General features: G+C 50.2%; 20 protein-coding genes. 19 read left to right on the top strand and 1 reads right to left on the bottom strand.

Annotated features, from left to right (window positions below; all coding sequences use genetic code 11):
* Positions 1-34 precede the first annotated feature (34 nt).
* The 10 genes from dnaK (at position 35) to MHB82_RS21915 (ending at position 8956) form a co-directional block, all read left to right on the top strand.
* Positions 35-1873, top strand: coding sequence for a molecular chaperone DnaK (dnaK, locus tag MHB82_RS21960; protein WP_095289845.1), 1839 nt, complete (start codon positions 35-37; stop codon positions 1871-1873).
* Between the two features lie 135 nt (positions 1874-2008).
* Positions 2009-3130: a molecular chaperone DnaJ gene (dnaJ, locus tag MHB82_RS21955; protein ID WP_095359516.1), complete on the top strand. Its 1122-nt coding sequence runs from the start codon at positions 2009-2011 to the stop codon at positions 3128-3130.
* A 237-nt stretch (positions 3131-3367) separates the two neighbouring features.
* Positions 3368-3736, top strand: coding sequence for a hypothetical protein (locus MHB82_RS21950; RefSeq protein ID WP_095359515.1), 369 nt, complete (start codon positions 3368-3370; stop codon positions 3734-3736).
* A 44-nt stretch (positions 3737-3780) separates the two neighbouring features.
* Positions 3781-3960: a YfhD family protein gene (locus MHB82_RS21945; protein ID WP_110821281.1), complete on the top strand. Its 180-nt coding sequence runs from the start codon at positions 3781-3783 to the stop codon at positions 3958-3960.
* Positions 3953-4345, top strand: coding sequence for a hypothetical protein (locus tag MHB82_RS21940; RefSeq protein ID WP_110821280.1), 393 nt, complete (start codon positions 3953-3955; stop codon positions 4343-4345). Before MHB82_RS21945 ends, MHB82_RS21940 begins: the two co-directional genes overlap by 8 nt.
* Positions 4346-4507: 162 nt before the next feature.
* Positions 4508-5473, top strand: a complete 966-nt coding sequence (gene prmA / locus MHB82_RS21935) for a 50S ribosomal protein L11 methyltransferase (RefSeq protein WP_095359512.1) — start codon at positions 4508-4510, stop codon at positions 5471-5473.
* Positions 5474-5476: 3 nt separating this feature from the next.
* Positions 5477-6157 carry a site-2 protease family protein gene (locus tag MHB82_RS21930; protein WP_095359511.1) on the top strand — a complete coding sequence of 227 codons (681 nt, stop codon included), beginning with the start codon at positions 5477-5479 and terminating at the stop codon, positions 6155-6157.
* Between the two features lie 138 nt (positions 6158-6295).
* Positions 6296-7060 carry an RsmE family RNA methyltransferase gene (locus tag MHB82_RS21925; RefSeq protein ID WP_110821278.1) on the top strand — a complete coding sequence of 255 codons (765 nt, stop codon included), beginning with the start codon at positions 6296-6298 and terminating at the stop codon, positions 7058-7060.
* A gap of 2 nt (positions 7061-7062) precedes the next feature.
* Entirely contained in the window at positions 7063-8409 is a 1347-nt protein-coding gene (mtaB, locus tag MHB82_RS21920) for a tRNA (N(6)-L-threonylcarbamoyladenosine(37)-C(2))-methylthiotransferase MtaB (RefSeq protein WP_341175808.1), read from the top strand.
* A gap of 112 nt (positions 8410-8521) precedes the next feature.
* Entirely contained in the window at positions 8522-8956 is a 435-nt protein-coding gene (locus MHB82_RS21915) for an NUDIX hydrolase (RefSeq protein ID WP_341175807.1), read from the top strand.
* Positions 8957-9009: 53 nt separating this feature from the next.
* Here MHB82_RS21915 and MHB82_RS21910 read toward each other — a convergent pair whose 3' ends face one another.
* Positions 9010-10011, bottom strand: coding sequence for a Na/Pi cotransporter family protein (locus MHB82_RS21910; protein WP_341175806.1), 1002 nt, complete (start codon positions 10009-10011; stop codon positions 9010-9012).
* Positions 10012-10426: 415 nt separating this feature from the next.
* On the opposite strand from MHB82_RS21910, the gene MHB82_RS21905 reads away from it, so the two are divergent.
* From MHB82_RS21905 to MHB82_RS21865, 9 genes are all read left to right on the top strand, one after another.
* Complete coding sequence (locus tag MHB82_RS21905) at positions 10427-11806, top strand: class I SAM-dependent rRNA methyltransferase (protein ID WP_110821276.1); 1380 nt, start codon at positions 10427-10429, stop codon at positions 11804-11806.
* A gap of 184 nt (positions 11807-11990) precedes the next feature.
* Positions 11991-15494, top strand: coding sequence for a helicase-exonuclease AddAB subunit AddB (gene addB, locus MHB82_RS21900; RefSeq protein ID WP_341175805.1), 3504 nt, complete (start codon positions 11991-11993; stop codon positions 15492-15494).
* A complete protein-coding gene (gene addA / locus MHB82_RS21895) occupies positions 15491-19756 on the top strand; it encodes a helicase-exonuclease AddAB subunit AddA (protein WP_341175804.1) in 4266 nt (1421 codons plus the stop codon). Before addB ends, addA begins: the two co-directional genes overlap by 4 nt.
* Positions 19757-19963: 207 nt before the next feature.
* Positions 19964-21148, top strand: coding sequence for an exonuclease SbcCD subunit D (locus MHB82_RS21890; protein ID WP_341175803.1), 1185 nt, complete (start codon positions 19964-19966; stop codon positions 21146-21148).
* Entirely contained in the window at positions 21145-24564 is a 3420-nt protein-coding gene (locus MHB82_RS21885; RefSeq protein WP_341175802.1) for an SMC family ATPase, read from the top strand. The genes MHB82_RS21890 and MHB82_RS21885 overlap by 4 nt, the downstream gene beginning before the upstream one ends.
* A 379-nt stretch (positions 24565-24943) precedes the next feature.
* Positions 24944-25282 (top strand): hypothetical protein, encoded by a 339-nt coding sequence (locus MHB82_RS21880; protein WP_176476070.1) that lies wholly within the window; start codon positions 24944-24946, stop codon positions 25280-25282.
* Positions 25283-25541: 259 nt separating this feature from the next.
* Positions 25542-25904, top strand: a complete 363-nt coding sequence (locus MHB82_RS21875; protein WP_110821270.1) for a histidine triad nucleotide-binding protein — start codon at positions 25542-25544, stop codon at positions 25902-25904.
* A gap of 174 nt (positions 25905-26078) precedes the next feature.
* Entirely contained in the window at positions 26079-26252 is a 174-nt protein-coding gene (gene rpsU / locus MHB82_RS21870; protein ID WP_005547957.1) for a 30S ribosomal protein S21, read from the top strand.
* Positions 26253-26267: 15 nt separating this feature from the next.
* Positions 26268-26711, top strand: a complete 444-nt coding sequence (locus tag MHB82_RS21865) for a GatB/YqeY domain-containing protein (RefSeq protein WP_095289878.1) — start codon at positions 26268-26270, stop codon at positions 26709-26711.
* The last annotated feature ends 284 nt before the right edge of the window (positions 26712-26995 follow it).

Below are 26995 nucleotides of genomic sequence, written 5' to 3'. Positions count from 1 at the left end.
TCCATTTTAAATAGTTGAGGGAGGAAATTTTCCGATGAGCAAAGTAATCGGTATTGACTTAGGAACAACCAACTCTTGCGTAGCGGTAATGGAGGGCGGCGAGGCTGTCGTTATCCCTAACCCGGAAGGCGCACGTACAACCCCATCCGTAGTGGGTTTCAAAAAAGATGGAGAGCGCGTTGTTGGTGAAACAGCTAAACGCCAAGCGATCACGAATCCGGATCGTACGATCATCTCGATCAAACGTCACATGGGTACTTCCCACAAAGAAACAATCGATAGCAAAGATTATTCTCCACAAGAGATCTCTGCCATCATCCTGCAAAAATTGAAATCCGATGCTGAAGCTTACCTTGGCCAAACGGTAACGCAAGCGGTTATCACAGTGCCGGCTTACTTCAATGACAGCCAACGTCAAGCAACCAAAGATGCAGGTAAAATCGCAGGGTTGGAAGTTCTGCGTATCGTCAACGAGCCAACTGCAGCAGCTTTGGCATACGGTATGGAGAAATCCGAAGACCAAACGATTCTCGTATATGACTTGGGTGGCGGTACATTCGACGTATCCATCCTTGAACTGGGTGACGGCTTCTTCGAAGTTAAAGCGACTAGTGGTGACAACCAACTGGGTGGCGATGACTTTGACCAAGTCATCATCGATTATCTCGTAAGTGAATTCAAAAAAGATCAAGGCATTGACCTTAGCAAAGATAAAGCAGCGGTGCAACGTTTGAAAGATGCAGCGGAAAAAGCGAAAAAAGAACTTTCCGGCGTATTGACTACAACGATTTCCCTGCCGTTCATCACTGTAGCTGACGGCGTTCCTCAGCACTTGGAGTTGAACCTGAGCCGTGCGAAATTTGAAGAAATCTCTGCTGGTCTGGTTGAGCGTACACTTGAACCAACTCGCCGTGCATTGAGCGATGCTGGCATGACTGCTAATGATATCGACAAAATCGTTCTGGTTGGTGGTTCCACACGTATTCCTGCAGTACAGGAAGCGATCAAGAAATTGACTGGTAAAGAGCCTCACAAAGGCGTTAACCCGGATGAAGTTGTAGCTTTGGGTGCAGCTGTACAAGCGGGCGTACTGACAGGTGACGTAAAAGACGTCGTATTGCTCGACGTAACTCCACTGTCCCTGGGTATCGAAACTGCAGGTGGCGTATTTACCAAAATGATCGAGCGCAACACAACGATCCCTACATCCAAGTCCCAAGTGTTCTCCACATATGCAGACAACCAACCAAGCGTTGAGATCCATGTCCTGCAAGGGGAACGCGAAATGGCAGCTGGCAACAAAACGCTCGGACGCTTCATGCTGGGAGATATTCCACCGGCTCCACGTGGTGTTCCGCAAATCGAAGTTAGCTTCGATATTGATGCCAACGGTATCGTTAACGTATCTGCAACAGACAAAGGTACGAACAAAACACAAAAAATCACGATCACTTCTTCCAGCGGTCTGAGCGATGCTGAAGTTGAACAAATGATGAAAGATGCTGAGCTGCACGCTGAAGAAGATAAAAAACGCAAAGAGCTCGTTGAAGCGAAAAACAGCGCGGATCAACTGATCTACTCTGTGGACAAAACGATCAAAGATCTTGGCGAAAAAGCCGATGCTGGTGAAGTTGAGAAAGCCAATGCTGCAAAAGAAAAACTGCAAGGCGTCCTGGCTTCCGACAACCTGGAAGATATCAAAGCTGCTACAGAAGAACTGACAGAGATCGTTCAACAACTGTCCGTTAAACTGTATGAGCAAGCACAGGCACAAGAGCAAGCAGCTCAAGGTGCTGAAGAGCAACAAGGTTCCGCTAAACGTGACAACGTCGTAGACGCTGATTATGAAGTCGTGGATGAAGATAAAAAATAAAACTAATTCACGGTTTTTCGTGGATTAATCATCGGTGACGTTCGGATCGAGGGGAAAGTCATAGCCGGGTCTTCCGTGCTTTGACTTTCCTTTTGTCACGATGTGCGATAAGGTGAATGTTATGGGGGTGGAAGAGTGGCTGAAAAACGAGATTATTATGAGGTACTCGGCGTTGGCAAAAATGCAAGCGACGAGGAAATCAAAAAGGCCTACCGTAAGCTTGCCCGTCAGTATCACCCTGACGTAAACAAGGCGGCAGATGCGGAAGCCAAGTTTAAGGAAGTAAAAGAAGCTTATGATGTAGTCAGCGACAGCCAGAAGCGGGCTCAGTATGATCAGTATGGTCATATCGATCCGAATCAGGGTGGATTCGGCGGTGGCGGTGATTTCGGCGGCGGCGGATTTGGCGACATCTTCGATATGTTCTTTGGCGGTGGCGGCGGACGACGTGATCCGAATGCTCCGCAGCGGGGAAATGATCTGCAGTACACCATGACCATCGAATTCAAGGAAGCGGTGTTCGGCAAGGAAACCGACATTACCATTCCGCGTACCGAAAGCTGTGATACATGTCATGGTTCAGGTGCCAAACCGGGTACGAAGCCGAAGACTTGTTCGGTCTGCCAAGGTAGCGGTCAACAGGAAGTCGTGCAAAATACACCATTTGGCCGCATGGTCAATCGTCGTGCTTGTTCGAACTGTAATGGTTCTGGTCAAATCATTGAAGAAAAATGTACAACATGCAGCGGCAGTGGTAAAGTCCGCAAGCAGCGCAAAATTCACGTTCGCATCCCAGCGGGTGTGGATGACGGTGCTCAACTGCGTATGACTGGTGAAGGTGAAGGTGGTCTGCGAGGTGGACCAGCAGGAGACCTGTATATCGTCATTCGTGTGAAATCACATGATTTCTTTGAGCGTGAAGGCGATGATATCTACTGTGAAATTCCGCTTACATTTGCTCAGGCAGCATTGGGTGACGAGATTGAGATTCCAACGTTGACTGAAAAAGTGAAGTTGAAAATTCCAGCGGGTACACAAACCGGAACGTATTTCCGTCTTAAAGGCAAAGGGGTTCCACGCCTGCGCGGCATGGGCCAAGGGGATCAACATGTAAAAGTGGTTGTTGTTACACCAAGCAAGCTGAATGATGAGCAGAAAGATCTGCTTCGTCAAATCGCTGCACTGGATGGAGAGCAAACCCATGAACATGAACAATCCTTCTTTGACCGGGTGAAACGGGCTTTCCGCGGAGACTGAGCATCAACATATAACTTATCTAAGGACACTACAGCGATTTATGCCGTGGTGTCCTTTTTTTCATATACATAAGATTCAAGCTTGAGTGCTGCTCCTTCGTTACATGACAGTAGCTACTCATATAGGTGCCCCCACATGGGATATTTCTGCATAATATGATCAATACTGCGGAAAGATAGCAAGGCGAGAACGATCATGCATAACTGTATGCGCAATCTTGGAAAGTAGGTGAACCGAATGACCGAAAAAAACATTTTGGCCTATTTTCATAGTCCGGAGCAAGCCGAGGGGGCAGCCAAAAAGTTGGAAGCCTTGCGTGTGGAAGACCTGTCCATTAATCGTTTTAGTCGTTACGCAGGTATTGGACCCAGTGGCGCTTCCTATACTCCAGGCGTTTCCGGCAGCTTCTCATCATGGGTACCTGGCGCGCTTGGTACGAATGCAACAGCGGGAATCATGGCCGCAGCAGATCCCTCTGCAAGTGGCATGAGTGATGGTGGACAAGAAGGTCCTACCGGCAGAGATGTATTGTTAACCGTTGTGGTAGACGAAGCCGTTCATCACCGTGCGTTATCCATTATTGAACAAGCTGGTGGAATGATCTAGAAATAAGCGGACTAACTTACTTATTTTGAGGGAGGATTATAATGATGGCTGAGCACGAACGCCCAGGCAAGATTTTGACCAAAACGGAAAAGATGAAACGGATGCAATCCGCTAAAAACGAAGATGTGGAATTCAGTGCTGAGGTTGCGGACCATGATGACGTAGAGGCAATCCGGCGCAGTGAAGCGGCTGATCGTCGTCAGGGACGGGAGCTTCATGAATGAAGAACGCTCGGCTGTAACCATCGAGGCGGTATTCACCAGCTGGTCTGAAGCCGAATCTGCACGAAGGGCTCTGGCGTTGCTGCATCCGAATCAGTTAAGCATCGAGAGCCTTGCGAGCGAGTCGCTTGCAAGAAACACAGAACCGCAGGAACGTACGGATGAAGCACCTACAGCTATAACAGGTGGATTCAGTGGCGAACTGAATGTGCTTGCACTCATCAGTGATGAACCTGAGATGTTATCCAATGGTGAGGTCACGGATATGACAGAACAACGTGCATCCGCTCCTTCGGGGCAAGAAATCTTACTGACCGTTTCAATACCAAGCGACTATCTCCCTCAGGCGGCAGAGATGATTACCCAGAATGGTGGGCGTTTTTGCTGAGGGTTCTCCCTTTTCTTCGCACAATTTGAAACAGGATATCCGAGCAGTTAGCTGCGGGTGTCCTGTTTTTTTGCTTTAAATCTCAGGAACGGTTTTGTGCTCCTGCTCCCTTGTGTAGTACAATGATTGGGATGTTTGAAAAATGAGGAGGAAAAATCAAGTATGTTATGGCATGAACTAACAATACATACCACAGAAGAAGCTGTGGAAATGATCTCGAATTTTTTGCATGAAGCAGGTGCTGGAGGGGTCTCAATCGAAGAATCTGGCACATTAAATAAAGAACGTGATACGTCTTATGGCCAATGGTATGAGCTGCCTTTGAATGATATTCCGGAAGGTTTGGCTGTGATTAAAGGGTATTTCTCGGAAGGTACGGACATGGAAGCCCTTAAAGCAGAAGTTAACCCGAGAATTGAGCAGCTCTCCGAATTTGATATTGATGCGGGTGAGATCCGGTATGAGGTTCGTACGGTGGATGAAGATGACTGGGCTAATGCATGGAAACAGTACTTCAAGCCGGTCCGCGTATCCGATCGTTTGACGATCAAACCGACATGGGAAGACTACACACCAGAAAGTCCGGAAGAGAAGATCATCGAGCTGGATCCAGGTATGGCTTTTGGTACAGGTACACATCCGACTACCTCCTTATGCTTGCGGACGCTGGAATCAGTAATCCAGGGCGGCGAGGAAGTCATTGATGTGGGTACAGGCTCGGGTATTTTGGCGATCGGTGCCATTCAGCTGGGTGCAAAGCATGTTCTTGCACTGGATCTTGATCCGGTTGCAGTTTCGAGTGCGAAAGAGAACGTGCATCTGAACGGCCTGGAGCAGCAAGTTACGGTTAAAGAGAGTGATCTCCTATCTGTTCTTGGAAGCCAGGATCCTGCACTGGGTGTTCAGCTGCCTGTGAAAGTGATCGTAGCCAATATTTTGGCCGAGATTATTATGCTGTTTATTGATGATGTATACAATGCACTGGAACCAGGCGGTGTCTATATTGCCTCAGGGATCTGGAAAAACAAAGAGCAGGTTGTGCATGATGCACTCGTTGCTTCCGGTTTTGAAATTAGTGCGGTCCACCGTGATGAGGACTGGCTGGCTTATGTTGCCAGAAAGAGGTAACGAATGGACTTTCTGAATTCGCTCTTTCGTTATCCCATTGATCAGCTCCCGTTTTTCCTGCTGACGATTCTGATTGCTTTCACTGTCCATGAGTTTGCACATGCGTACTTTGCCAATAAATTTGGAGATCCGACCGCCAAGCTGCTGGGTCGGGTCACTCTCAATCCTGCAGTTCACTTTGATTTGTTTGGTGTACTGCTGCTTGTCATTGCCGGGTTCGGTTGGGCGCGTCCTGTTCCGGTCAACCGTGCGAATTTTGATAAGCCTAGATTAATGGGAGTTATTGTGTCGTTTGCTGGACCGCTTAGCAATTTGCTTTTGGCTATTGTGGGAACCATCATCTATGCTTCTCTTGTAGGTTCGGGAGCGTTAGGTGGGATTGAGAATGAACGATTGTTCACGGCGATCTCCATGTTCTTCTCCATTTTCAATCTGACGAACTTTTTCCTGTTCCTCTTTAACCTGATCCCATTGCCACCACTGGATGGTTACCGAATTCTTGAAGATGTATTGCCACCTTCGATTAGTCGCAAACTGCAAGGGGTTGAACAATGGTCCATCTTTATTTTTCTCTTAATTCTGATTATTCCTCCGCTGCAGAACGCTACAATTCAGCCATTATATGAATTAGCGCAGAATATGTATGTTAATTTGGCAAAAGGAATCATTGGATTCTATCGATAATATCACTAGTCTTTTTGGACTGAAATGCTGGTCAGAAGGACATAAAAGTTGTATGATCATCTGTGGCGATTGGATTCACGCCTGCCGCCCGGCAGGGTGAATGCCAGTCATAACAGGAAAGAATAGGTGGATAAACCCATGCAGCGTTATTTTGTATCTGCAGAACAGCTTACAGCGCATTCGGTTGTCATTCTGGGAGATGATGCGCGCCATATCGGTAAAGTGATGCGTGGCAAGCCTGGAGATAAACTGATTGTCAGTGATGGACAGAGTCGTGAGGCTTTGGTGGAGATTGAGAGTATCGAAGCTGGCCAGGTAACGGCAAATATCGTGGAATCTCTGAAAATGGACCATGAAGCCCGTATTCGCGTAACGGTGGCCCAGAGCTTGCCGAAGGGTGACAAGATGGAGACGGTTATTCAGAGATGTACCGAAATCGGAGCGGTAGCCTTTGTACCTTTCCTTTCGGAACGGACGATTGTCCAATATGATGCCAAGAAAGAAGGCAAACGGTTGGAGCGGTGGCGCAAAATTGCCAAGGAAGCCGCTGAACAAAGTCATCGGAATCGCATTCCATCCGTCGAGCAGCCACTTTCCTGGAAAGGGCTGCTGTCTTCTTTTGAGGGCTACAGTTTAGTATGTTATTGTTATGAAAAGGAGAACGGCAAGCAGCTGCGCGATGCGCTGAAGCCGTTTATTGAACAGCTCGCACCTGATGCGGCTGCAGACGTGTTGATTGTGGTTGGACCTGAAGGCGGGTTCTCTGAGAGAGAAACGCTGGAAGCCGATCAGGCAGGCGCGGTATCCGTTGGGCTGGGCAAGCGAATTTTGCGTGCCGAGACCGCAGGGATGGCAGCGCTGACTTGTGTTTTATATGAATCCGGAGAAATGGGGGGAATGTAATTATGCCATCCGTGGCGTTTTACACCTTGGGCTGCAAAGTTAACTTTTATGATACAGAGGCGATCTGGCAATTGTTCAAAAATGAAGGATACGATCAAGTGGACTTCGATGAACAGACAGCAGATGTATATCTGATTAATACATGTACGGTAACAAATACCGGGGACAAAAAGAGCCGTCAAATCATCCGTCGTGCCATTCGTCGCAACCCGGATGCGATTGTAGCAGTTACGGGCTGTTACGCTCAAACTTCGCCAGCAGAGATTCTCGACATTCCTGGAGTGGATCTCGTCATCGGAACGCAGGACCGGGATAAGATTTTACCTTATGTTCGTGAAATTCAGGAGTCTCGTCAGCCGGTGAATGCCGTGCGGAACATTATGAAAACTCGTGTGTTTGAGGAAATGGACGTGCCGGACTTCGCGGATCGTACGCGTGCATTCCTGAAAATTCAGGACGGTTGCAACAACTTCTGCACGTTCTGTATCATTCCCTGGTCACGCGGGCTCTCCCGCAGCCGGGAAGCAAACAGCATAGTTCAGCAAGCTCACCAGCTTGTACATGCCGGTTATAAGGAAATTGTCCTGACAGGCATTCACACAGGTGGATATGGTGACGATATGGAGAACTACGATCTGACCGACCTGCTGTGGGATCTGGATAAAGTGGAAGGGCTGGAGCGGATTCGTATTAGTTCCATTGAAGCGAGCCAGATCGATGATCGGATGCTGGATGTCATTAAGCGTTCGGACAAGCTTGTACGCCACTTCCATATCCCGCTGCAAGCAGGTGATGACACGGTATTGAAACGCATGCGCCGCAAGTACACAACCGAAGAATTTTATAACAAAATGCTTCGCATCCGCGAAGCAATGCCGGATGTGGCTATTACAACGGACGTTATCGTAGGTTTCCCTGGTGAGACAGACGAAATGTTCCGTAACGGCTATGAATTGATGAAAAAAATCGGTTTCTCGGAGATGCACGTATTCCCATACTCCAAACGTACAGGAACACCGGCAGCCCGGATGGAAGATCAGGTGGATGAAGAAGTCAAAAATGCCCGTGTGCATGAACTGATCGACCTGTCTGAACAAATGCAGCTAGCTTATGCACAGAAATTTGTAGGTGAGGTTCTGGATGTCATTCCGGAAGGTGAAGCAAAAGGCCGTGAAGGCAGCGGAAAATTGCATGGTTATAGCGATAACTACATTCAGCTCGTATTCGATGGCTCTACGGACATGATTGGTAAAGTGTGCCGCGTCAAAGTGACCGAAGCGGGTGTAAACGAAAGCCAGGCTACGCTGGTTCGTGTACTGGAAGATCATCTGAAGTCCGCAGCGATGTAATCGAGGCGTCAGTAAAACAAGGATTTCATTCCCTTGGGGAGCGTACCCGGGGAGATGAGGTCCTTGTTTTTCAACTAAAGGCATGACATATCTGTGAACGGGGGAAATCAGAATGAACAAAAAGGAAATATCCGCAGGCGGTGTAGTCTATCGTAAAGGGGAAGACGGCAGCCTTCAGATTCAGCTTATTGTTGATCGTTATGGCAAAACAACACTCGCCAAAGGCAAGATGGAAGCAGGAGAAACGGTAGAGGAAACCGCTTTGCGCGAGATTTTGGAAGAGACAGGCATGGTCGGCCGAATTGTGGAGCCTGTCGATATCATTGCCTACACGTATCAACACGTTGAGTTTGGTCCGGTAGACAAGGAAGTTCACTATTATCTGGTTGAAGCAGAGAGCGGAGACCTGCAGCCGCAGATCGAAGAGATCAAGGGAGTCGATTGGTACGCGCCTGAAGAAGCCTGGACAAGACAGCAGCAGAACGGTTACGACAACAATGATAACATTTTGCGCGTGGCACTGAACAAGCTGGGCATTAACGTATAATACTTGCCAAATACAGCGATGCTTGGTTCATTATCAAATAGAGGAGCCAAGCATCAAGCCGCGGGCGACTTCGCTGATGGGGCGTGAGCCGGTGGTTTTTTGTGCCAGATGGGCAGATAGCACAGGGGTAATGCAAGCAGTGAGCTGATGATGTTAAAAAGGGTCTGGGCATGCGCAATCTGTGCCCCGTAGTCCGCTGACAGCCAGGCTGAAGCTGCATGCAGCAACCCGATCAGCGGCATAAAAAGCAAGGCTCCCGCAATATTCAATACAACATGGGAGGCTGCAACGAATTTGCCTGCGGAAGCACCGCCGGCGGCTGCAATGACAGCCGTGACACAAGTCCCGACATTGGACCCGATCACGATGGCAATACCGATCTCCACAGGAAGCACTCCTGTAGCTGCCAGCGTAATCGCCATGCTGATGACAGCTGCACTGCTATGAATGAGAGCCGTAAGGCAGGCACCAGCCAGAAATCCCCACCACAAGCTGTCAGCCGAGCGATCCAAAAACCACTGAAATACGCCCATGCTGCGCAGGGGGACAGTTATGGATTGCATGACTTGAATCCCGGTCATCACCAGAGCAAAACCGCCAGCTGCAAGAAAGCTGTACTGTGAGTTAAGTAGGAATCTTCGGGTATGTTCGGGGGCTGCTTGATTGCGTTCACTAAGAACAACAAAGACAGCCCAACCTGTAAGAGAAATGACTAGCAAGGGCAGGGCAGCACGACCAATCTGTAACCCAATCAGCTCGGTTGTCAGGCATGTACCGATGTTCGTGCCCAGAATAATGCCTAGTGTGCGACCGTAGGTAATTAATCTTGCATTCGCGAGACCAATGGTGAGTACTGTAACGGCGGTGCTGCTCTGTAGTATTGCCGTGGCTCCTGCACTGAAAGCCATGCCTTTCCATGGAGCCGAGGTAGCTCGGTTAAGCCACCCGGCCAGCATTGGCCCAGCCATTCGCTGCAAGGCTGTTTCCATCAGTTTCATTCCACCGAAAAAGATAATTAGACCATATATGAGCGGCAGCACAATATCTCTGAACATCTCGTTCCATCATTCCTTCCGTGCCTAGTCGTTATCTCATCTTATGAATAAGAGAGGACAACCATGACAGCCGGAGACAATTGGTGCGAACGGAATTGGATCAGAAGACCAATCTGTCCACGTAGCGGCAACATATAATTTGCAATTCCGTAATTTAGGATTTTCTTAACCTACTCACCTTACCATTCAAAAGATACGGTGATTCGTGTAAACGGGGCGGAGGGGACGGAATTGGATCAGAAGAAGCGAAGCGTTCGCGTTTATCCCTGGATTTTCTCTTTGTAAAAAGGGAATCAAAAAAATCCAGGGATAACAGCGATCGGAAGACCAATCCGTCCCCGCAGCGGTCTCCCTTTGCACTAAACCTATCTTTTCGAACTAATTTAAACTAACTACAAAAGGAAGTGGATTTACCTTGCCATCGGTTACACTGGAACGCAGTCGCAAAAAGCGGCTTGAACATGCACATCCATGGATATATAACAACGAAATTGCCTCGGTTGACGGTAACCCCGAACCGGGAGATCTAGTCAACGTATTGAATCATCAAGGTCGTTATCTGGCGACAGGATACTATAACCCGGCTTCACAGATTACAGTAAGAGTCGTTTCATATCAACCGCTGGAGTTTGAGCAGATGGACACCGCCTTTTTTGCTGCTCGCTTCAGCGACTGCCTGCGTCATCGGGAACGTTTTATCCAGGATGGAGAGGCGTATCGTCTCGTTTATGGAGAAGCTGATTTTCTGCCTGGCCTGATCGTGGACCGTTTTGGCAGTGTTCTTGTTGTGCAGCTGCTTACCTTGGGAATGGATCGCTGCCGTGAAGCCATCGTACAGGCTCTGATTGAAGTGATGCAGCCGGAAGGAATTTATGAGCGCAGTGATGTGCCGATTCGTGAGCTGGAAGGACTGGAGCAGACCAAAGGACCGCTGTACGGGGAGTGCCCACGTCATGTTACGGTAACCGAGAATGGCTTGCTTATTAAAGTGGATATCGTGGAAGGCCAGAAAACAGGCTATTTCTTCGACCAGCGTGAGAATCGGGCGGCAATTGAACCGCTTATGAAGGGCTGGGGCTATAAAAGCGGAATTATGTTGCAGGAAGTGGAACAAGAGGGAGGCCATCAGCTGCTGCCTGTTAATAAAAGCGGTAAAGTGGTGACCTTCCCCTATTGGGATGGGGCTACTGTTTTGGAGTGCTTCTCACACACGGGCAGCTTCACGTTGAACGCTTGCAAATATGGAGCCAAAAAAGTCACATGCCTCGATATTTCAGAGCATGCTATTGAAAGTGCCCGCACCAATGTAGAATTGAACGGTTTTACGGATCGGGTAGAATTTGTTGTCGCTGATGCCTTCCAGTATTTACGTGAACAGGTCAAGGGAGTAGAAGAGCGATCCGTACGTGCACGGGCAGCCGAACAGAAAGTGGATACCTCCAAAGCGCTTGCAGCTGGCGGCGGGAAAACATTTGATGTGGTCATCCTTGACCCACCTGCCTTTGCCAAAACCAAATCAGCAGTCAAAGGCGCGTGCCGTGGATACAAGGATATTAACCTGCATGGCATGAAGCTTGTGAATGAAGGTGGGTATCTGGTCACAGCGAGCTGTTCGTATCATATGCGTCCTGATCTCTTCCTGGAAACGATTGCGGATGCTGCGGAAGATGCAGGCAAGGTACTGCGCCTGGTTGAATGGAAAGCTGCCGGCAAGGATCACCCGCAAATTTTGGGTGTAGATGAAGGGCATTACTTGAAATTTGCCATTTTTGAAGTGCGCAGCAAAACAAACTGATCTGTCATTTTGTTAAAAGTTGATGATAAGAAACAAGTCCACAGTGTAATAAGCTGTGGGCTTGTTTTATGTTACAGGAAATCATTTGCCTTTACCGGATTGTGGCAAACGTATGTTCCGAACCAGGTCAGATATGTTATACTGGGAATTAAAATCTTGTTCGTGATGGTTTGGAGGATTAGACATGTCTGTACGCTTTATTATTGGCCGGGCAGGCAGCGGCAAGACGACGCTGATTACCCGGGAAATTACGTCTTTGCTTCAAAAGGAACCTCAAGGCAAACCACTCATATGGTTGGTTCCGGAACAAAGCTCGTTTCGCACCGAGCAGGCTTTGGTTTCTTCTGGCGCGATCAAAGGCACTATGCGTGCAGAAGTATTGGGTTTTCGCCGATTAGCCTATCGTATCATGCAGGAAGCGGGTGGGTCTGCGCGGATTCCAATCGGAGCCGAGGGGAAAAAGATGCTGCTTTATAAAGTACTTCAGCGGCGCAAGGAAGAGTTGAAGCTTTTTGGCGCTTCGGGCAATCAATTGGGCTTTATAGGGCATTTAAATGATTTGTACAGTGAGTTTAAGCGTTATGAACTAGATCCCAGCTTGTTGGAAGAAGGCCTTTCTAGTTGGAATACGTCTTCTTCAGCACCGATCCTGGGTGATAAGTTACATGATTTGCTTCTTATATATCGAGATTATGAACAGGAACTAACGGAACTCTACATCGATGATGAAGACACGCTGACAGAACTGAACGAACGTTTGGCAGAGAGTGAGCTTCTTCAGGATGCACAAATCTGGATTGACGGTTTTCAGGGCTTTACACCACAGGAAATGAGCGCAATTGGAAGACTGATGCTTCAGTCCTCTTCAGTAACCATTACGTTGACCTTGGATCGGCCATATGATCATGGGGCACTGCCCAGCGAATTGGACCTGTTCCATCCAACAGCGAGCGCATATGCGCGGCTCAAGGGTATGGCTGAGGATCTGGGAGTCATGAGCGAAACGATGGTGCTGCAGCCGGATGTTTTGCCAAGATATGAGCACAGCCCTGGTCTGGCCCATCTGGAGTCTGGGTTCGACCGACGCATTCGTTGGAGAAGTGATGGCCGCGATGCGGGCGTGAAGTTATACGCAGCCGAAAATCGCAGGGCTGAGATGGAAGGTGCACTGCGGGAAATGCGCAGATTGGCTCAGGAGGAAGGCGTGCGTTATCGGGATATGGCCGTACTCGTTCGTCAACTGGATGCCTATGCCGATATTGCCGAGCCACTATTCAGGGACTATGACGTGCCCGTTTTCCTGGATCGCAGAAGAAGCGAGCTTCATCATCCGCTCTCCGAATTCATTCGTTCTGCAATTGATGTCGTTCGTCGCCGATGGCGTTACGAAGATGTATTTCGCTGTGTCAAAACGGATCTGCTGCTTCCTCGTGATGGTTCCATCACTCGTGAAGATATGGACCAGCTCGAAAATTATATACTCGCGTGTGGAATTCACGGATACCGCTGGACCGACGGCAAGCCTTGGAAATATGTCCCGAGTCTGTCTCTGGAGGACAATGGACAGGAAGGCAGAAGCCGAGGGCGTGAACAAATGCTGTCGCTCATGGAAAAATGCCGAACGGTCATTACGAATCCGATGGCTGCGTTTGAGAAACGCATGATCAAGGCCAAGACGGCAAGAGAACAGTGTGCTGCACTATATGGACTGCTCGAAGACGCAGAAATTCCCTGGAAACTCGAAATGATGTCTGCTGAAGCAACAGCTCAGGGCGACCCGGAGCGTTCGCGGGAACATCGTCAGATGTGGGGAGCAGTCCTGGATCTGCTGGACCAGATGGTGGATATGATGGGAACCGAACGACTGGACATCGATCTGTTTGCAGGCTTGATGGAGACGGGGTTGACTGAGCTGAAACTAGGACTTGTTCCTCCAGCGCTGGATCAGGTGCTGGTCGGTTCCATGGACCGGACTCGGCTGCAGGATGTCCAGTATGTATTCATCCTAGGAGCCGTTGACGGTGAACTGCCAGCTGTACCGCAGGAAGATGGCGTGTTAACGGAGCAGGAGCGGGAGCTGCTGACCGAGAGAGGTCTCGGTCTTGGACCTGGAACAACAAGACGAATGCTGGACGAGCGTTTCCTGATCTATACCGCCTTGACTGCTGCAAGTAAGCAGTTATGGTTGAGTTACCCTGTGGCTGATGATGAGGGTAAAACGCTTTTGCCTTCGGAAATTGTGAGACATGTACGAAAGATGTTCGGACTGAATGAAGTGCCACTTCTTGCACAGCCGCCAGTAACAGGTTTGGAAGAAGCTCACTGGCCTTATGTTATTCATCCAGAGCAGAGTATGTCAGTTTTGATTGGGCAGCTGCGCAGATGGCGCAGGGGTGAAGAGATTCCTGAACTCTGGTGGTCGGTCTACAACTGGCACTGCTCCAATGAGAGCCTCAGACCTCAGCTGGAACGATTGCTGGGCTCCATTTTTTATCGCAATCGTGCATTGCCTCTTCGTACTTCGACAAGCCGCCGATTGTATGGCACGGAGGTGCGGACAAGTGTTTCGCGAATGGAACGATTCGTGGCATGTCCATTCTCCCATTTTGCCTCGCACGGGTTGCGATTGAAAGAGCGTCAGCTATATCGTCTTCAAGCTCCGGACATCGGGCAGCTGTTCCATGCTGCGCTGAGTCAGCTGGCGATCCGACTGCGTGAAGAGAACCGCAGCTGGGGCAGCCTCTCTCCAGAACAATGCCGCAAGGAAGCGGAGCAAACAGTGGATCAGATTGCTCCGCAGCTTCAGGGCGAGATTCTGCTGAGCACGAAGCGTTATGGCTACATTTTCCGCAAACTGAAGGATATTGTAAGCCGAGCTTCGGTCATTTTGGGTGAGCAATCCAGACGGGGAAGTTTTGAACCTATTGGTCTTGAGCTGGACTTTGGGCCAGGCAAACCCTTGCCACCTCTTCGTTTCGAACTGGAGAACGGGTGTGTGATGGAGATTGTGGGCCGGATTGACCGGGTTGATGTGGCCGAAGGAGAAAATGGACTTTTGCTTCGGGTTATTGACTATAAATCAAGCCAGACGGATCTCAAATTGCATGAAGTGTACTACGGACTGTCCTTGCAGATGCTTACGTATCTGGAAGTGCTGCTTAGTGCTGCCGAAGAGTGGCTGGGAGAATCGGCTATGCCTGGAGGAACACTGTATTTCCACGTGCATAACCCATTGCTGCAATCTGCGAACGGCATGACCTCAGAACAGGCGGGACAGGAATTGCTGAAACGCTTCAAAATGAAGGGATTGCTTTTGGCAGATCGTGATGCCATCGCACAGATGGATAACACACTGGATAAAGGCTACTCGGCCATCATTCCTGTTGCACTCAAGGCGGACGGCAGCTTCTACAGCAGCGCAGCGGTAGCTACGCCAGACCAGTGGGACACGCTGCTCGCATCTGTTCGAGGCAATATCCGGGAGATCGGGACCCGCATTACGGATGGGGATGTGGCAATAGAGCCTTACCGCATTCAGCAGGAGGTTGCATGCACATTCTGTCCGTTTAAACCTGTCTGTCAATTTGATGAGAATATTGAAGGCAATGAATATAATCTGTTGTCCAAACCGGGCAAACAGCAAATCTGGGACATGCTGTCACACAACAAGGGAGGGGAGACGTCATGACGAATATGCCAAAACCGGAAGGCAGCTTCTGGAGCGATGACCAGTGGAGTGCAATTTCCCAGAGTGGTGAAGACATTCTCGTTGCTGCAGCTGCGGGGTCGGGTAAAACCGCTGTGTTGGTCGAACGGATTATTCGTAAAATAGCCGATCCTTCTCGTGGCTTCAGTGTGGATCGATTGTTGGTGGCTACCTTTACGAAGGCGGCTGCTGCTGAGATGAAGCAGCGTATTCGGGAAGCACTTGAACGTGCACTCGAGGAAGAGCCTGAGGAGGAGCATTTGCGCAAACAGTTATCGCTGCTTGGGCGAGCTTCAATTACAACGCTGCATTCATTTTGTATGGAAGTCATCCGCCGTTACTATCAGCAAATACCGCTTAATCCGGCTTTTCGGATATTGAACGAGAATGAAGCCGAAATGCTGCGTCAGGAGCTCCTGGAAGAGCTGTTTGAAGATAAATACGGGGAAGAAGGCGAAGGCAGCACATTCCGTGAGCTTGTGGACTGGTTCAGCGGTGAACGGAACGATGATGCGATGCACCGGCTAGTGCAGCGCTTGTATGATTTCTCGCGCAGTCACTCCTGGCCGGATCACTGGCTCGCGGAAATGGCGTCTGCATTTCAAGTTGAAAGCGTAGAGGCCCTTGGTCATTCAGCATGGGTACAGAGCATTCTACGTGATGCCGCACTTACCCTGAGTGGTGCAGCGGGGCTCTTGCGTCAAGGTATTGGCATTGCGTTGCAGCCGGAAGGGCCTAAACCATATGCGGATACCTTAAAGGAAGATCTGGCCATGGTGGAGGAGCTCCTGTCTGCCGTGGAGGTTATGCCATGGGAGAGACTGCCTGAAGTATTTCAGCCCGCAGCTTTTGGCAAGCTGAAACCCTGCAAAAAGGATCAAACCGATCCGGCGCTTCAGGAACAAGTGAAGGAACTTCGGGAGGCTGCAAAAAAGGCAATCACCGATCTGAGAGGCTCGCTCTTTGGCCGGAGTGCATTTTCCTTCTGGCAGGAGCTGGAGCAGGCGGCTCCGCTCATGCAGGAACTGTCCAAACTTGTAAGTGAGTTCGGCGAACGTTACAAGCTGGCCAAACAAGAACGTGGACAGGTTGATTTTAGCGATCTGGAACATTATTGTCTTCACATTTTGCGTCATGAGGATTCCACGCCAGAGCTCTCCATGCCTTCAGATGCAGCAATGGAATACAGGGCTCGTTTCGATGAAGTGCTGCTGGATGAATATCAGGATACTAATACCGTTCAGGAAGATATCGTAAAGCTAATTTCCAGGGAGAATCCGGGTAATCGCTTTATGGTAGGGGATGTGAAACAGAGTATTTATCGTTTCCGCTTGGCTGAACCGGGACTATTTCTGAATAAATACCGTCAATACAACTCTGGCACCCAAAGCAATGAAGGAGAAGGAAGCACGCGGCGTGCAGGCAGACGCATTGACCTGGCACGTAACTTCCGCAGTCGTGCTGAGGTTGTTCATTCGGTAAATATGCTGTTCCGGCAGCTCATGAATGAGGGCGTAGCTGAGATCGCTTATGACGAACGGGCCCAGCTTGCTTACGGAGCTTCGTTTCCACCAGAAACCGAGGGAGATGAGGCTTATACACCGGAACTGCTTCTGATTGACCGACAAGGGGGAGGACCGGATCTGGGTGAGAGTGTAGATGAAAATGGAGATCACCTGGCGTCGGCTGAACTGGAAAGTGCCGAACTGGAAACGGCTCAACTTGAAGCACGGGCTATGGCTCGGCGCATTCGGGAGATCGTCGGCGATACCGATCAGCCTGCGCTGAATGTGTATGATAAGGCGTTAAAAACAATGCGTCCTGCCCGTTACGGCGACATTGTCATCCTGCTGCGCTCTGCCTTGATGTGGGCTCCGTTAATGATCGAAGAATTCAGGCAGCAGGGAATTCCGGCCGGAGGGGAGCAGAGCAAGGGATATTTTCAGGCAACAGAAGTGGAGATCATGTTATCCCTGCTTCAGATCGTGGACAACCCACGACAGGATATTCCGCTCGCTTCAGTCCTCCGTTCACCGATTGTGGGCTTAAATGAAGAGGATTTGGCACAAATCCGTCTGGGGGATAAAAGGCAGTCTTTCTATGATGCAGTTGTATCTGCTACTCAGATTGGAACAGTTTCCAATGATGATTCGTCTGCAGTACAGATGCAATGGCCGGAAATCTGGTCAGAATTGGAACAGGCGAAGCAAGAGGCTGCTGTTACAGCAGAGTCTGGGGTACTTGAGCAGCAATCTCTGAATGAGGATAGCGAAAAGGAAGGTTATCATGATCCAGGGGAGCACCCAGCAGCCAACGCAGGATCGGAATTAAAGCAGAAATTAATTCATTTTATGGGCCAGCTGCAACAATGGAGGCTTGAGGCACGTCAAGGCAGTCTAAGTGAACTCATTTGGCGTATATACAGGGAGACTGGCTATTTGGACTGGGTAGGTGGTCTTCCAGGAGGTATTCAGCGTCAAAGCAACCTGAAAGCCCTGTATGACCGTGCACGTCAATATGAAGAATCGACGTCGAATCGGGGATTGTTCCGCTTTTTGACCTACGTCTCCAGACTTCGTGAGAATGGTGGGGATCTTGGAACAGTGGCGGGATCGGGCGAACAGGACAATGCGGTCCGAATCATGACCATTCACCGGAGTAAAGGGTTGGAGTTTCCGGTTGTGTTTGTGGCTGGCATCTCCAAAATGTTCAACCAGCAGGATCTGAATGCACCGTTCTTGATGCACAAGGAGCTTGGATTCGGTCCGAGATTTGTGGATCGGGAAAATAGGGTGGCTTATCCCACACTGGCCAATCTCGCCATTCGACGCAGAGCGCAGTTTGAGCTGCTGGCTGAGGAGATGCGGGTACTGTATGTTGCACTGACTCGGCCCAAGGAGAAAATGATTCTGGTTGGGACGGTTAAGGATGCTGCCAAAAAGGCAGCATCCTGGTCACAGATCAAAGACAGTTTGGAACTGATTCTGCCGGATTACCTACTCGCGGCAGGACGAAGTTATCTGGATTGGATCGGACCGTCTCTAATTCGCCATCCGTCGGCGGCTTCATTACGCGAGCTGGCTGGTGTACAAGACTCCTATGCTGCTTGTCTGATGAATGATGAATCACGCTGGAGCATTTCCGTCATATCTGCCGATTGGGTGTCCAGGGAGACCTTTGTGGATTCAAAACATGGTGAGGAAGACGAATTGGCAGAAGCTCGCCAGGAACGAATGAAAGCTTTACAAGCTGTGAAACCGGTGATTTTACACCCCTCCACAATCCATGGCGAGATGGATAGAGATTTGCCAGATGAGCCATCACGGGATGACGCGAAGATTGATGGGGTTGGACTTGAAACCGAATGGATGCAAAACGTAGAGCGTCGCCTATCATGGACATACCCATATGAGGCGGCAACCCGGGTAGCAGCGAGCACGTCCGTCTCAGAATTAAAGACAATGCTTGCGATACAAGACCATCAGCCTCTCCATGTGATGGAAGAGCTGGAAAGACAAATGGATGATGCGGAGGTTCTCGAAAACCCGCATTCCGAACATAAGGTCAGTGAAGCACGTCTTGATCGGACAGATGTCACGAATGAGGATTCCTTCAAATTGCATTTGCGTCGCCCGAAGTTTATGGAAGAGAAACAGTTGACGGGGGCTGAGCGTGGGACTGTGTATCACACGTTGATGCAGCATTTACCATTGGATGGAACGAATGTGGATGCCGCGATTGTGGAACAGACGCTTGCAAGACTGACCACACTTCAGATTTTGCTGCCTCATCAGGCAGAAGTGATTGAACCTGAACATTTGGCTCAATTCTTTCAGACGGAACCAGGCACGGATCTGCTGCGTGCTGACTGGGTAAAACGGGAGATTCCTTTTATCTATGGACTTCCAGCAGAGCATTCTCCCGCCGAATGGGTGCAGCATCTGTCATCAAATGCGGGAATGCAATCCCTGGATGAAGACAGCGGACTACAGGCCTCTTTGGATAATGAAACCGTACTTGTACAAGGGATCATTGATTGCCTCTACGAGGTGGACGGTGAGCTTACTTTGCTGGATTACAAAACGGATCGGGTACTGGAACATCGCGGAGGATTAAACGAACTGACCAGAAACTATCGTTTTCAGCTGGAGCTGTATGGCCGGGCGATTGAAGATATTTTGGGGCGCAAGGTCGATCGGAAGTGGCTGTACTTCTTTGATGGTGGACATGCTGTAAAACTTTAATGGAGCAGCTTGGAAACGGAAGATATATTCGTTATATGTGCTTGCAATGAACAATGAAAGTCACGAAGGGGACGAATCGGTTTCTTAGAAACGATGGTGTCCCCTTTGTTTCCGCATTGGCTAGTGCCATCAGGATATGAGCTGCCAAGATTGGGGACAGGGCACTCTTATGATTACGTTTTTGTAGGGAGAGGGGATGAACGGAATATGCGTATTTTGCACACTGGGGACTGGCATTTGGGAAAAACATTGGAAGGAAGAAGCAGGCTGCGTGAGCAGGAAGATTTCGTCGATGAACTTGTTAGACTGGCAGATGAGCAGCAGGCTGATGCAGTGTTGATGGCTGGTGACGTGTATGATTCGGTCAATCCGCCTGCTTCGGCAGAGCAGCTGTTTTACGAGGCAGCAGCCAGGCTTACCGAGCGGGGAAGACCACTGGTGGTCATTGCAGGCAATCACGATCAGCCGGAACGGGTAGCCTCTGTGACACCACTTGTTAACAGACAGGGGATTACACTTGTAGGTTTGCCAACGGCGGAAGCGGTGACTATTCATGCGAATAGAACAGGCGAGACTGCCAAAATTGCTGCTCTGCCCTATCCTTCAGAGGCAAGGCTCAACGAAGTTCTCACCACGGATAGTGATGAAAACGTGCTTCGTCAAGCTTATAGCCGACGGGTGGGCATGCTCATGCAGCGTTTGGCTAGCTCATTTGGTACGGATACGGTGAATTTGGCGATGAGTCACATTTATGTGCTGGGCGGGGTTGAAAGCGATTCGGAGCGCCCAATTCAGGTGGGCGGGGCTTATACCGTAGATCCATCTTCACTATCGATCGGTGCCCAATATACAGCACTCGGACACCTTCATCGCGCTCAGGCTGTGAAGGGTGACGGCGTGATCCGGTATAGCGGATCGCCGCTGGCCTACAGCTTCTCAGAGGCAGGACAGAGCAAATCCGTAACGATGGTCGATTTGGCGCCAGGCGGAACTCCGAAGGTAGAAGAAGTGCTGTTATCCTGTGGACGCCCACTCGTGCGCTGGAAGGCACGCGGAGGTCTGGCCGAGGTGTATCGCTGGTTGGAAGAGGGAAGAGACGCCCAAGCATTCATTGATATGGAAGTGTGGCTGGACGATGCCATGTCACTCAAAGAGATCCAGCAGCTGCGCAAGTCACATGATGGCATTATTCATATCCGTCCGGTGTATCCGGAGATGGCCGCTGCAGGATTGCTGGAGCAGCGTTCCGAGCTGCCTGTGCATGAATTGTTCCGCAAGTTCTATCAGCGTCAGACGGGCGGGGCACAGCCTGAGGACAGTCTGGTACAGTTGTTCCTTGAATTGGTGGACGAGGACGAGCCAGGCGTGAGTGAGGAGGTCGAAGGAAGATGAAGCCGATTTTATTAAAAGTGGCCGGGTTGCAAAGTTATCGTGAAGCTCAGGAGATTGATTTTACGGTACTGACCGAAACCGGATTATTCGGAATTTTCGGCCCAACGGGCAGCGGAAAGTCTTCCCTGCTGGATGCCATTACCCTTGCCATGTACGGAAAGGTGGAGCGGGCGGTTAACGGAACTCAGGGGATTATGAATCATGCTGAGGATGCCCTCTCAGTCGCTTTTACCTTCGAACTGTCTTCAGCTGAAGGAGCGCGAAGATTTCGGGTAGAACGGCGTTTTAAGCGGAATAACGAAATATCGGTAAGCAATACGATCAGCAAATTTATTGAGACCGTAAACGGGGAGGAACAGGTGCTTGCTGACAAGCTAGCCGATGTGAACCGCTGCGTGGAAGAAGTGATCGGGCTCAAAATGGATGATTTTACGCGAGCCGTAGTGCTTCCTCAAGGGAAATTCGCTGAGTTTCTATCGCTGAAAGGCAGTGAACGACGTCAGATGCTGCAGCGGCTGTTTCATTTGGAAAAGTACGGGGATCAGCTTGCCATTAAGCTCAGTCGGCGCGTGAAAGATAACGATATGGTTCATCAAGCGCTCTTGGCAGAGCAGCAGGGTCTTGGTAATGCAAGCCAAGAAACGCTGGAAGAAACCAAACGCCTTCTGCAGGAGGCCGTGAAGCATGCGGAGATCTCTCGTCAGACACTGGATGAAGCTGCGAAGGAAGCGGAACAGCTGGGTAAGATACGTGAATTAAGTCATGAACGCCAGAAGCGTCTGGATGAACAACATAAGCTCAAAGCTCTCGAACCGCAAATCGAAACCGGGGAGCAGCGCTTGAAACAGTCGAGCTCGGCAGATGCCATATTACCCGCGCTTCAGACGATGCGGGATGCAGTTTCCCAGCAGATGCTGCGACAAACTGCAGCTTCTGCTGCACATGAACAAGCCGTGGAACACGAACGATTATCTGTGCTTGAAGCAGAAAAGGCCGAAACGGCACGTGTACAGCTGGCTGAGGGCGAACCCAAGCTGCTGCTTCGGCTGGAGCAGTTGGAACAGGCCAAAGAGCTGCAGCGGGAACGAGACAGTCTTCAGGAAGACAGCGCACGTTTGAAGCTGCTTCTGGAGAAAGGACAGGCTGAGCAGGAAGTTCATGGCCAGCAGCTGGAGAAGGAAAAAGAACTTCAGCAGCGCGGACGAAAGCGGCGGGAAGAATTGCAGGAAAGTCTGAAGCCAAATGAAGTCAAGTCAGAGGAGCGAAGACAACTGCAAGCTGCGCTGGAGCTTCGGCATCGGCTGGATACGGCAGCAGAGCAGCTGCGTCAGAATCTGGCCGAGATGGAGACGTACAAGCAGTCTGCCAATTTGGCAGAAAGCAAACTTCAGGCAGCAATAGGCGAAGAGGAACGCTTAGAAGAACAGCGGAAGCTGTTGATTGAACAGGCGTCTGCGGGTTTGGAGGCCTTGCTTGCCTGTGAGCATGACATCGGCCGTGAACTAAGCCTGCTGGCCGGGGCGGAGGAGCAGCTGCGCGGCTCGATGCGCGAGCAGGAGCTGCACCGGCTCTCCTCCGCCTTGCGCGCCGAGCTGCGCGATGGCGAGCCGTGCCCGGTGTGCGGCTCCGCACACCACCCGCTCCCGGCTGCGCCGCCGGGAGAAGGTCCGCACGCAGGCGATGCGGACCTGGAACTGCTGCGCAGCTTGCAGGCAGAGCTGCAGGAGCTGCGCTTCGGGCTGCGCCAGCAGCTGCACGAACGTCGCAGCTTGCTGACGCAGCTTGGCGCCGCGGCCGGCGAAGCACCGGCCGCAGCCGAGGCCGCGCCTGCGGCAGCGGAGCAAGAGCCCGCCGGTTCGCCCGCAGACGGGCACTCACCTGCGGACTGGGCGGCGCGTGCCGCTGTGCTGCGCGAGACCGCGCGTTCGCTGGCTGACGCCGCGACGCAAGTGCAGGCGCAAGCCGCCGCGTTGCAGCAGGCGGCTGTGGGTGCGCAGCAGCGCCGCATGGAGGCGGCAGCCGCGCAGGAGGCCGGCCGTGCCGGTCTCGTCCAGGCGGAGCGCAAGCTGGCCGAGAGCGAGGCAGCGGCAGCTGCATTGCAAGGCCGCTGGGCCGCAGAACTGCCCGGCATCGCCCCAGAGGAGGCTGTCGCCCTTCATCAGGCGATGCAGGAACGCGATGCACGTGCCGAAGACATCAAGGATCGGCTGAACAAGAGTGTCACGTTTTTGGAAGAAAAGGAACAGTCCGTACAGTCCCTCCAACAAAAGCTGGTTGAACTGGACAAACAGCTGATCCAGTGGCAAACCGAGTGGCAGGGAAACCGTAAACAGCTGGCTGAGAAGGAAGAACGACTGCGCCAGTGGGTGGGCGAACAACGTGTAGAAGAGCTCATCGCTGTCACGCAGTCACACCTGGATGGGCTGCGAAAAGCAGCAGCCGACTCGGCCCGGCGCTTCAAGGAAGCGGATAACCTGAAACAGGAGTCTGCCAAGAAAGACGTCATGGCCAGACAGGCCCTGACTTCAGCATCGGAGCATTTGGAGCAGGCGCAGGCACGCTGGCAGCAATTGCTTGATCAATCTCCATTTGACTCTGAACAAGCCGTTCTGGAGGCAGCGATTCCTGCAGACGAGGCTGAGCGACTGGCAGCAGAGATTCAGCATCATCGTGAAAGGGAACGTGAGCTGGTTTCCCAGCTGCGAGAACTGGAGCAAAAGCTGGGTGGTGCAGAAGTGTCCGAAGAGCAGTGGTTAGCCTGCACAGAACGTCTGAAGTTACGACGGGCTGAGGATGAAGCTGCGCTAAGTGCGAAGGCTCGTGCAGAACGGGATCTGGAAGATGTTCAGCAGCGTCACGTTCGCTGGACCGAATTGGAGAACAAGCGGGTAGAAGTGAGTCATCACGGGGAGCAGCTCAGCAAACTGCAGGCAGCTTTCAGAGGCAATGCATTTGTAGAGTATATTGCAGAGGAGCAGCTCATGCAGGTTAGCCAAGCTGCGTCACAGCGTTTGCGTTTTCTTACGAAGCAGCGCTATTCACTCGAGGTGGATTCGGGCGGTGGATTTGTCATCTGTGATGATGCCAACGGCGGAGTTAAGCGCCCAGTATCCACTTTATCTGGTGGAGAAACCTTCTTGACCTCGTTGTCCCTGGCACTCGCCTTGTCCGCACAGATTCAGCTGCGCGGTCAGTACCCGCTCCAATTCTTCTTCCTGGATGAAGGATTTGGAACATTGGACCCGGACCTGCTGGATACTGTCATTACATCGCTTGAGAAATTGCATGATGATCGTTTGGCCGTCGGGGTCATCAGCCACGTACCGGAACTGCGGGCCCGTCTGCCGCGCAAGCTGGTTGTTATTCCTGCGAGCGAAGCAGGAGGCGGTTCACGGGTAGTATTGGAGAGTCTCTGATATACAGATTTTCTTAGCCTGTTCCGAAAGCTAATAAAGCTATCTGACTTTAACAGCAGGAGAATCAATATTGACTTGCTTCACTGAAAACAAGAGGATATTTAAGTGGAATCTTGTGAACTGGAGTGAGTTACCTCACAGATACAGGTTCAACCAGCTGTTATACTACAGTCAAGCCGACATACCTTATGTAAAGTACCCCGGCGGACGTTTGATCAGGAAGCTTCCCGCTCAGACGTCCGCGGCAGCGGATTTCATTCGAAACCCGCTCATGGGGTGCTTCTTTTTTGCCCTGTTTCTTTAGTGTCAATTCGCCCAGATCTGAATACCATGAAAGGGTGATGAAGCACGATAAGGGAGGCGCACTGAAGTGGAGAAGATGGAAGCGAAGAAGATCTGTAAGGAACACATTCATCGTTATGTATGTGTGCAGATGAAGGATGGAAGTCATTATGACGGTATTATGGAAAATGTGGATGACGACATGATTTATTTAGCAGTGCCAGTCGGCCCTGAAGCCGCGCAACATGCAAATTGGGGACCAAACGCGATGCCGGGAGCAGGTTATCCTGTATCTCATGCTCGTGGGTTTTATCCGGGATACGGTTACCCGTATCCATATCCCTATCCATACTACGGCTACGGTCGCAGACGTTTTAACAGACTGGTGCTTCCCTTGATCGGGCTGACTGCATTAACACTGCTGCCATACTATTAATGAAGGACTGAATAACCAATCATAAGGACCATTCTCATCCTGGCAACATGCTGCTGCCTACCTGGATGTAGAAAGGTCTTTTTTGTGCTATTCATCAACGAATAGAGAATGAGAATTGTACGTGATGCTTAATGGCATGCTAGCGTAGGGCTAGCTTATTGAGTTTAAATATTTTTCATGTGAGATTGGACGTCACTTTTCACTTACGGTATGATAGAGAGGCATACATAAATCTTCAAATCAAAGGAGGGTATGAACAATGGATTGCTTGTTTTGCAAAATTGTAGAGGGCAGCATTCCCTCCAATAAAGTTTTGGAGAATGAACATGTGGTTGTCTTTCACGACATCCAGCCAGCTGCACCGACACATGTCCTCGTTATTCCGAAAAAACATATTGCTTCCATGAATGATGTGAAGGCAGATGATATAGCACTGATTGGTGAGGTTCATCTGGCAGCACAGGAAGCAGCGAAACGCCTTGGGGTTGATGAGTCCGGTTATCGTTTAATTAATAACTGCGGCACAGATGGGGAACAAACTGTCCATCACCTGCACTATCATCTGCTTGGAGGCACCAGACTCGGTGCGCTGACAAGCCTATCGGATTCGCACAAATCATAATGGATCCTGTGCTCTACATCTCCTGTTTGATGGAGAAAAAAGACGCACTGTGGTTCGCATAAATAAAGTGATCATTACGTTAAGGTTGACACCTTTATTACCTTTCGCCTATAATGAAAGGTGATGAACCGTGTTATTGCTCTTGGACGGTCTGGTCGGAGGGAGGGAAAACTGGTGTCTGAAACTAAAGTTCGCAAAAACGAGACTATTGATGCTGCACTTCGTCGCTTTAAACGTTCCATCGCTAAAGATGGCGTCTTGGCTGAGGTGAAGAAACGTAAGCATTATGAGAAGCCAAGCGTAAAGCGCAAGAAAAAGTCCGAGGCTGCTCGTAAGAGAAAGTTTTAGGAGGATTTGAACAACATGAATCTTAGCGAACGATTGAACGAAGATATGAAGCAAGCGATGAAGAGCAAGGACAAGTTCAAGCTCTCCACCATTCGGTTGATTCGTTCGACGATCAAGAATCTTGAAATAGATTTGAAAAGAACTTTGGATGACAACGAAGTGCTTGATATCCTGAGTCGTGAAATCAAACAGCGCAAAGATGCCCTCCAAGAATTTGACAAAGCGGGCCGTGAAGAACTCGCGGCAAATGCAAAAGCGGAAATTGATATAATTGGTCAGTACCTTCCCGCACAGCTTACCGAAGAAGAAATTAAAGTTATTGTACAGCAGACCATCCAGGAAACCGGTGCTTCTTCGAAAGCCGAGATGGGGAAAGTCATGGCGGCCCTTATGCCGAAAGTTAAAGGCAAAGCGGACGGCAAACTGGTTAATCAAGCAGTTCAACAATTTCTGCAATAAAGCAATCAATGAACACCTCCTGACTTGTCAGGGGGTGTTTTTTCCTGTTTGCATGTACTGAATTCAAAACAGACAAAAAATTTACTTTAAAATGGTTATTATACATAAAATTAGATTTAATATCTTGCAATTCATCTGGCTTTCAAATATAATTTTAAGATTTTGAAACGAAATGTTGCATTGTACGTAATAAATACCATAAGCTGGACAGTATAACAATAATGGAAAAGGGGGGATTATTGTGAAGGGAAAGCGCCGGAAGAGGCTTGCGGGGCCATTGTTGC

The organism is Paenibacillus sp. FSL K6-2862 (assembly GCF_038005125.1).
Classification (GTDB): Bacteria; Bacillota; Bacilli; order Paenibacillales; family Paenibacillaceae; genus Paenibacillus; species Paenibacillus illinoisensis_A.
This window is presented reverse-complemented; position numbering and strand designations above follow the sequence as displayed.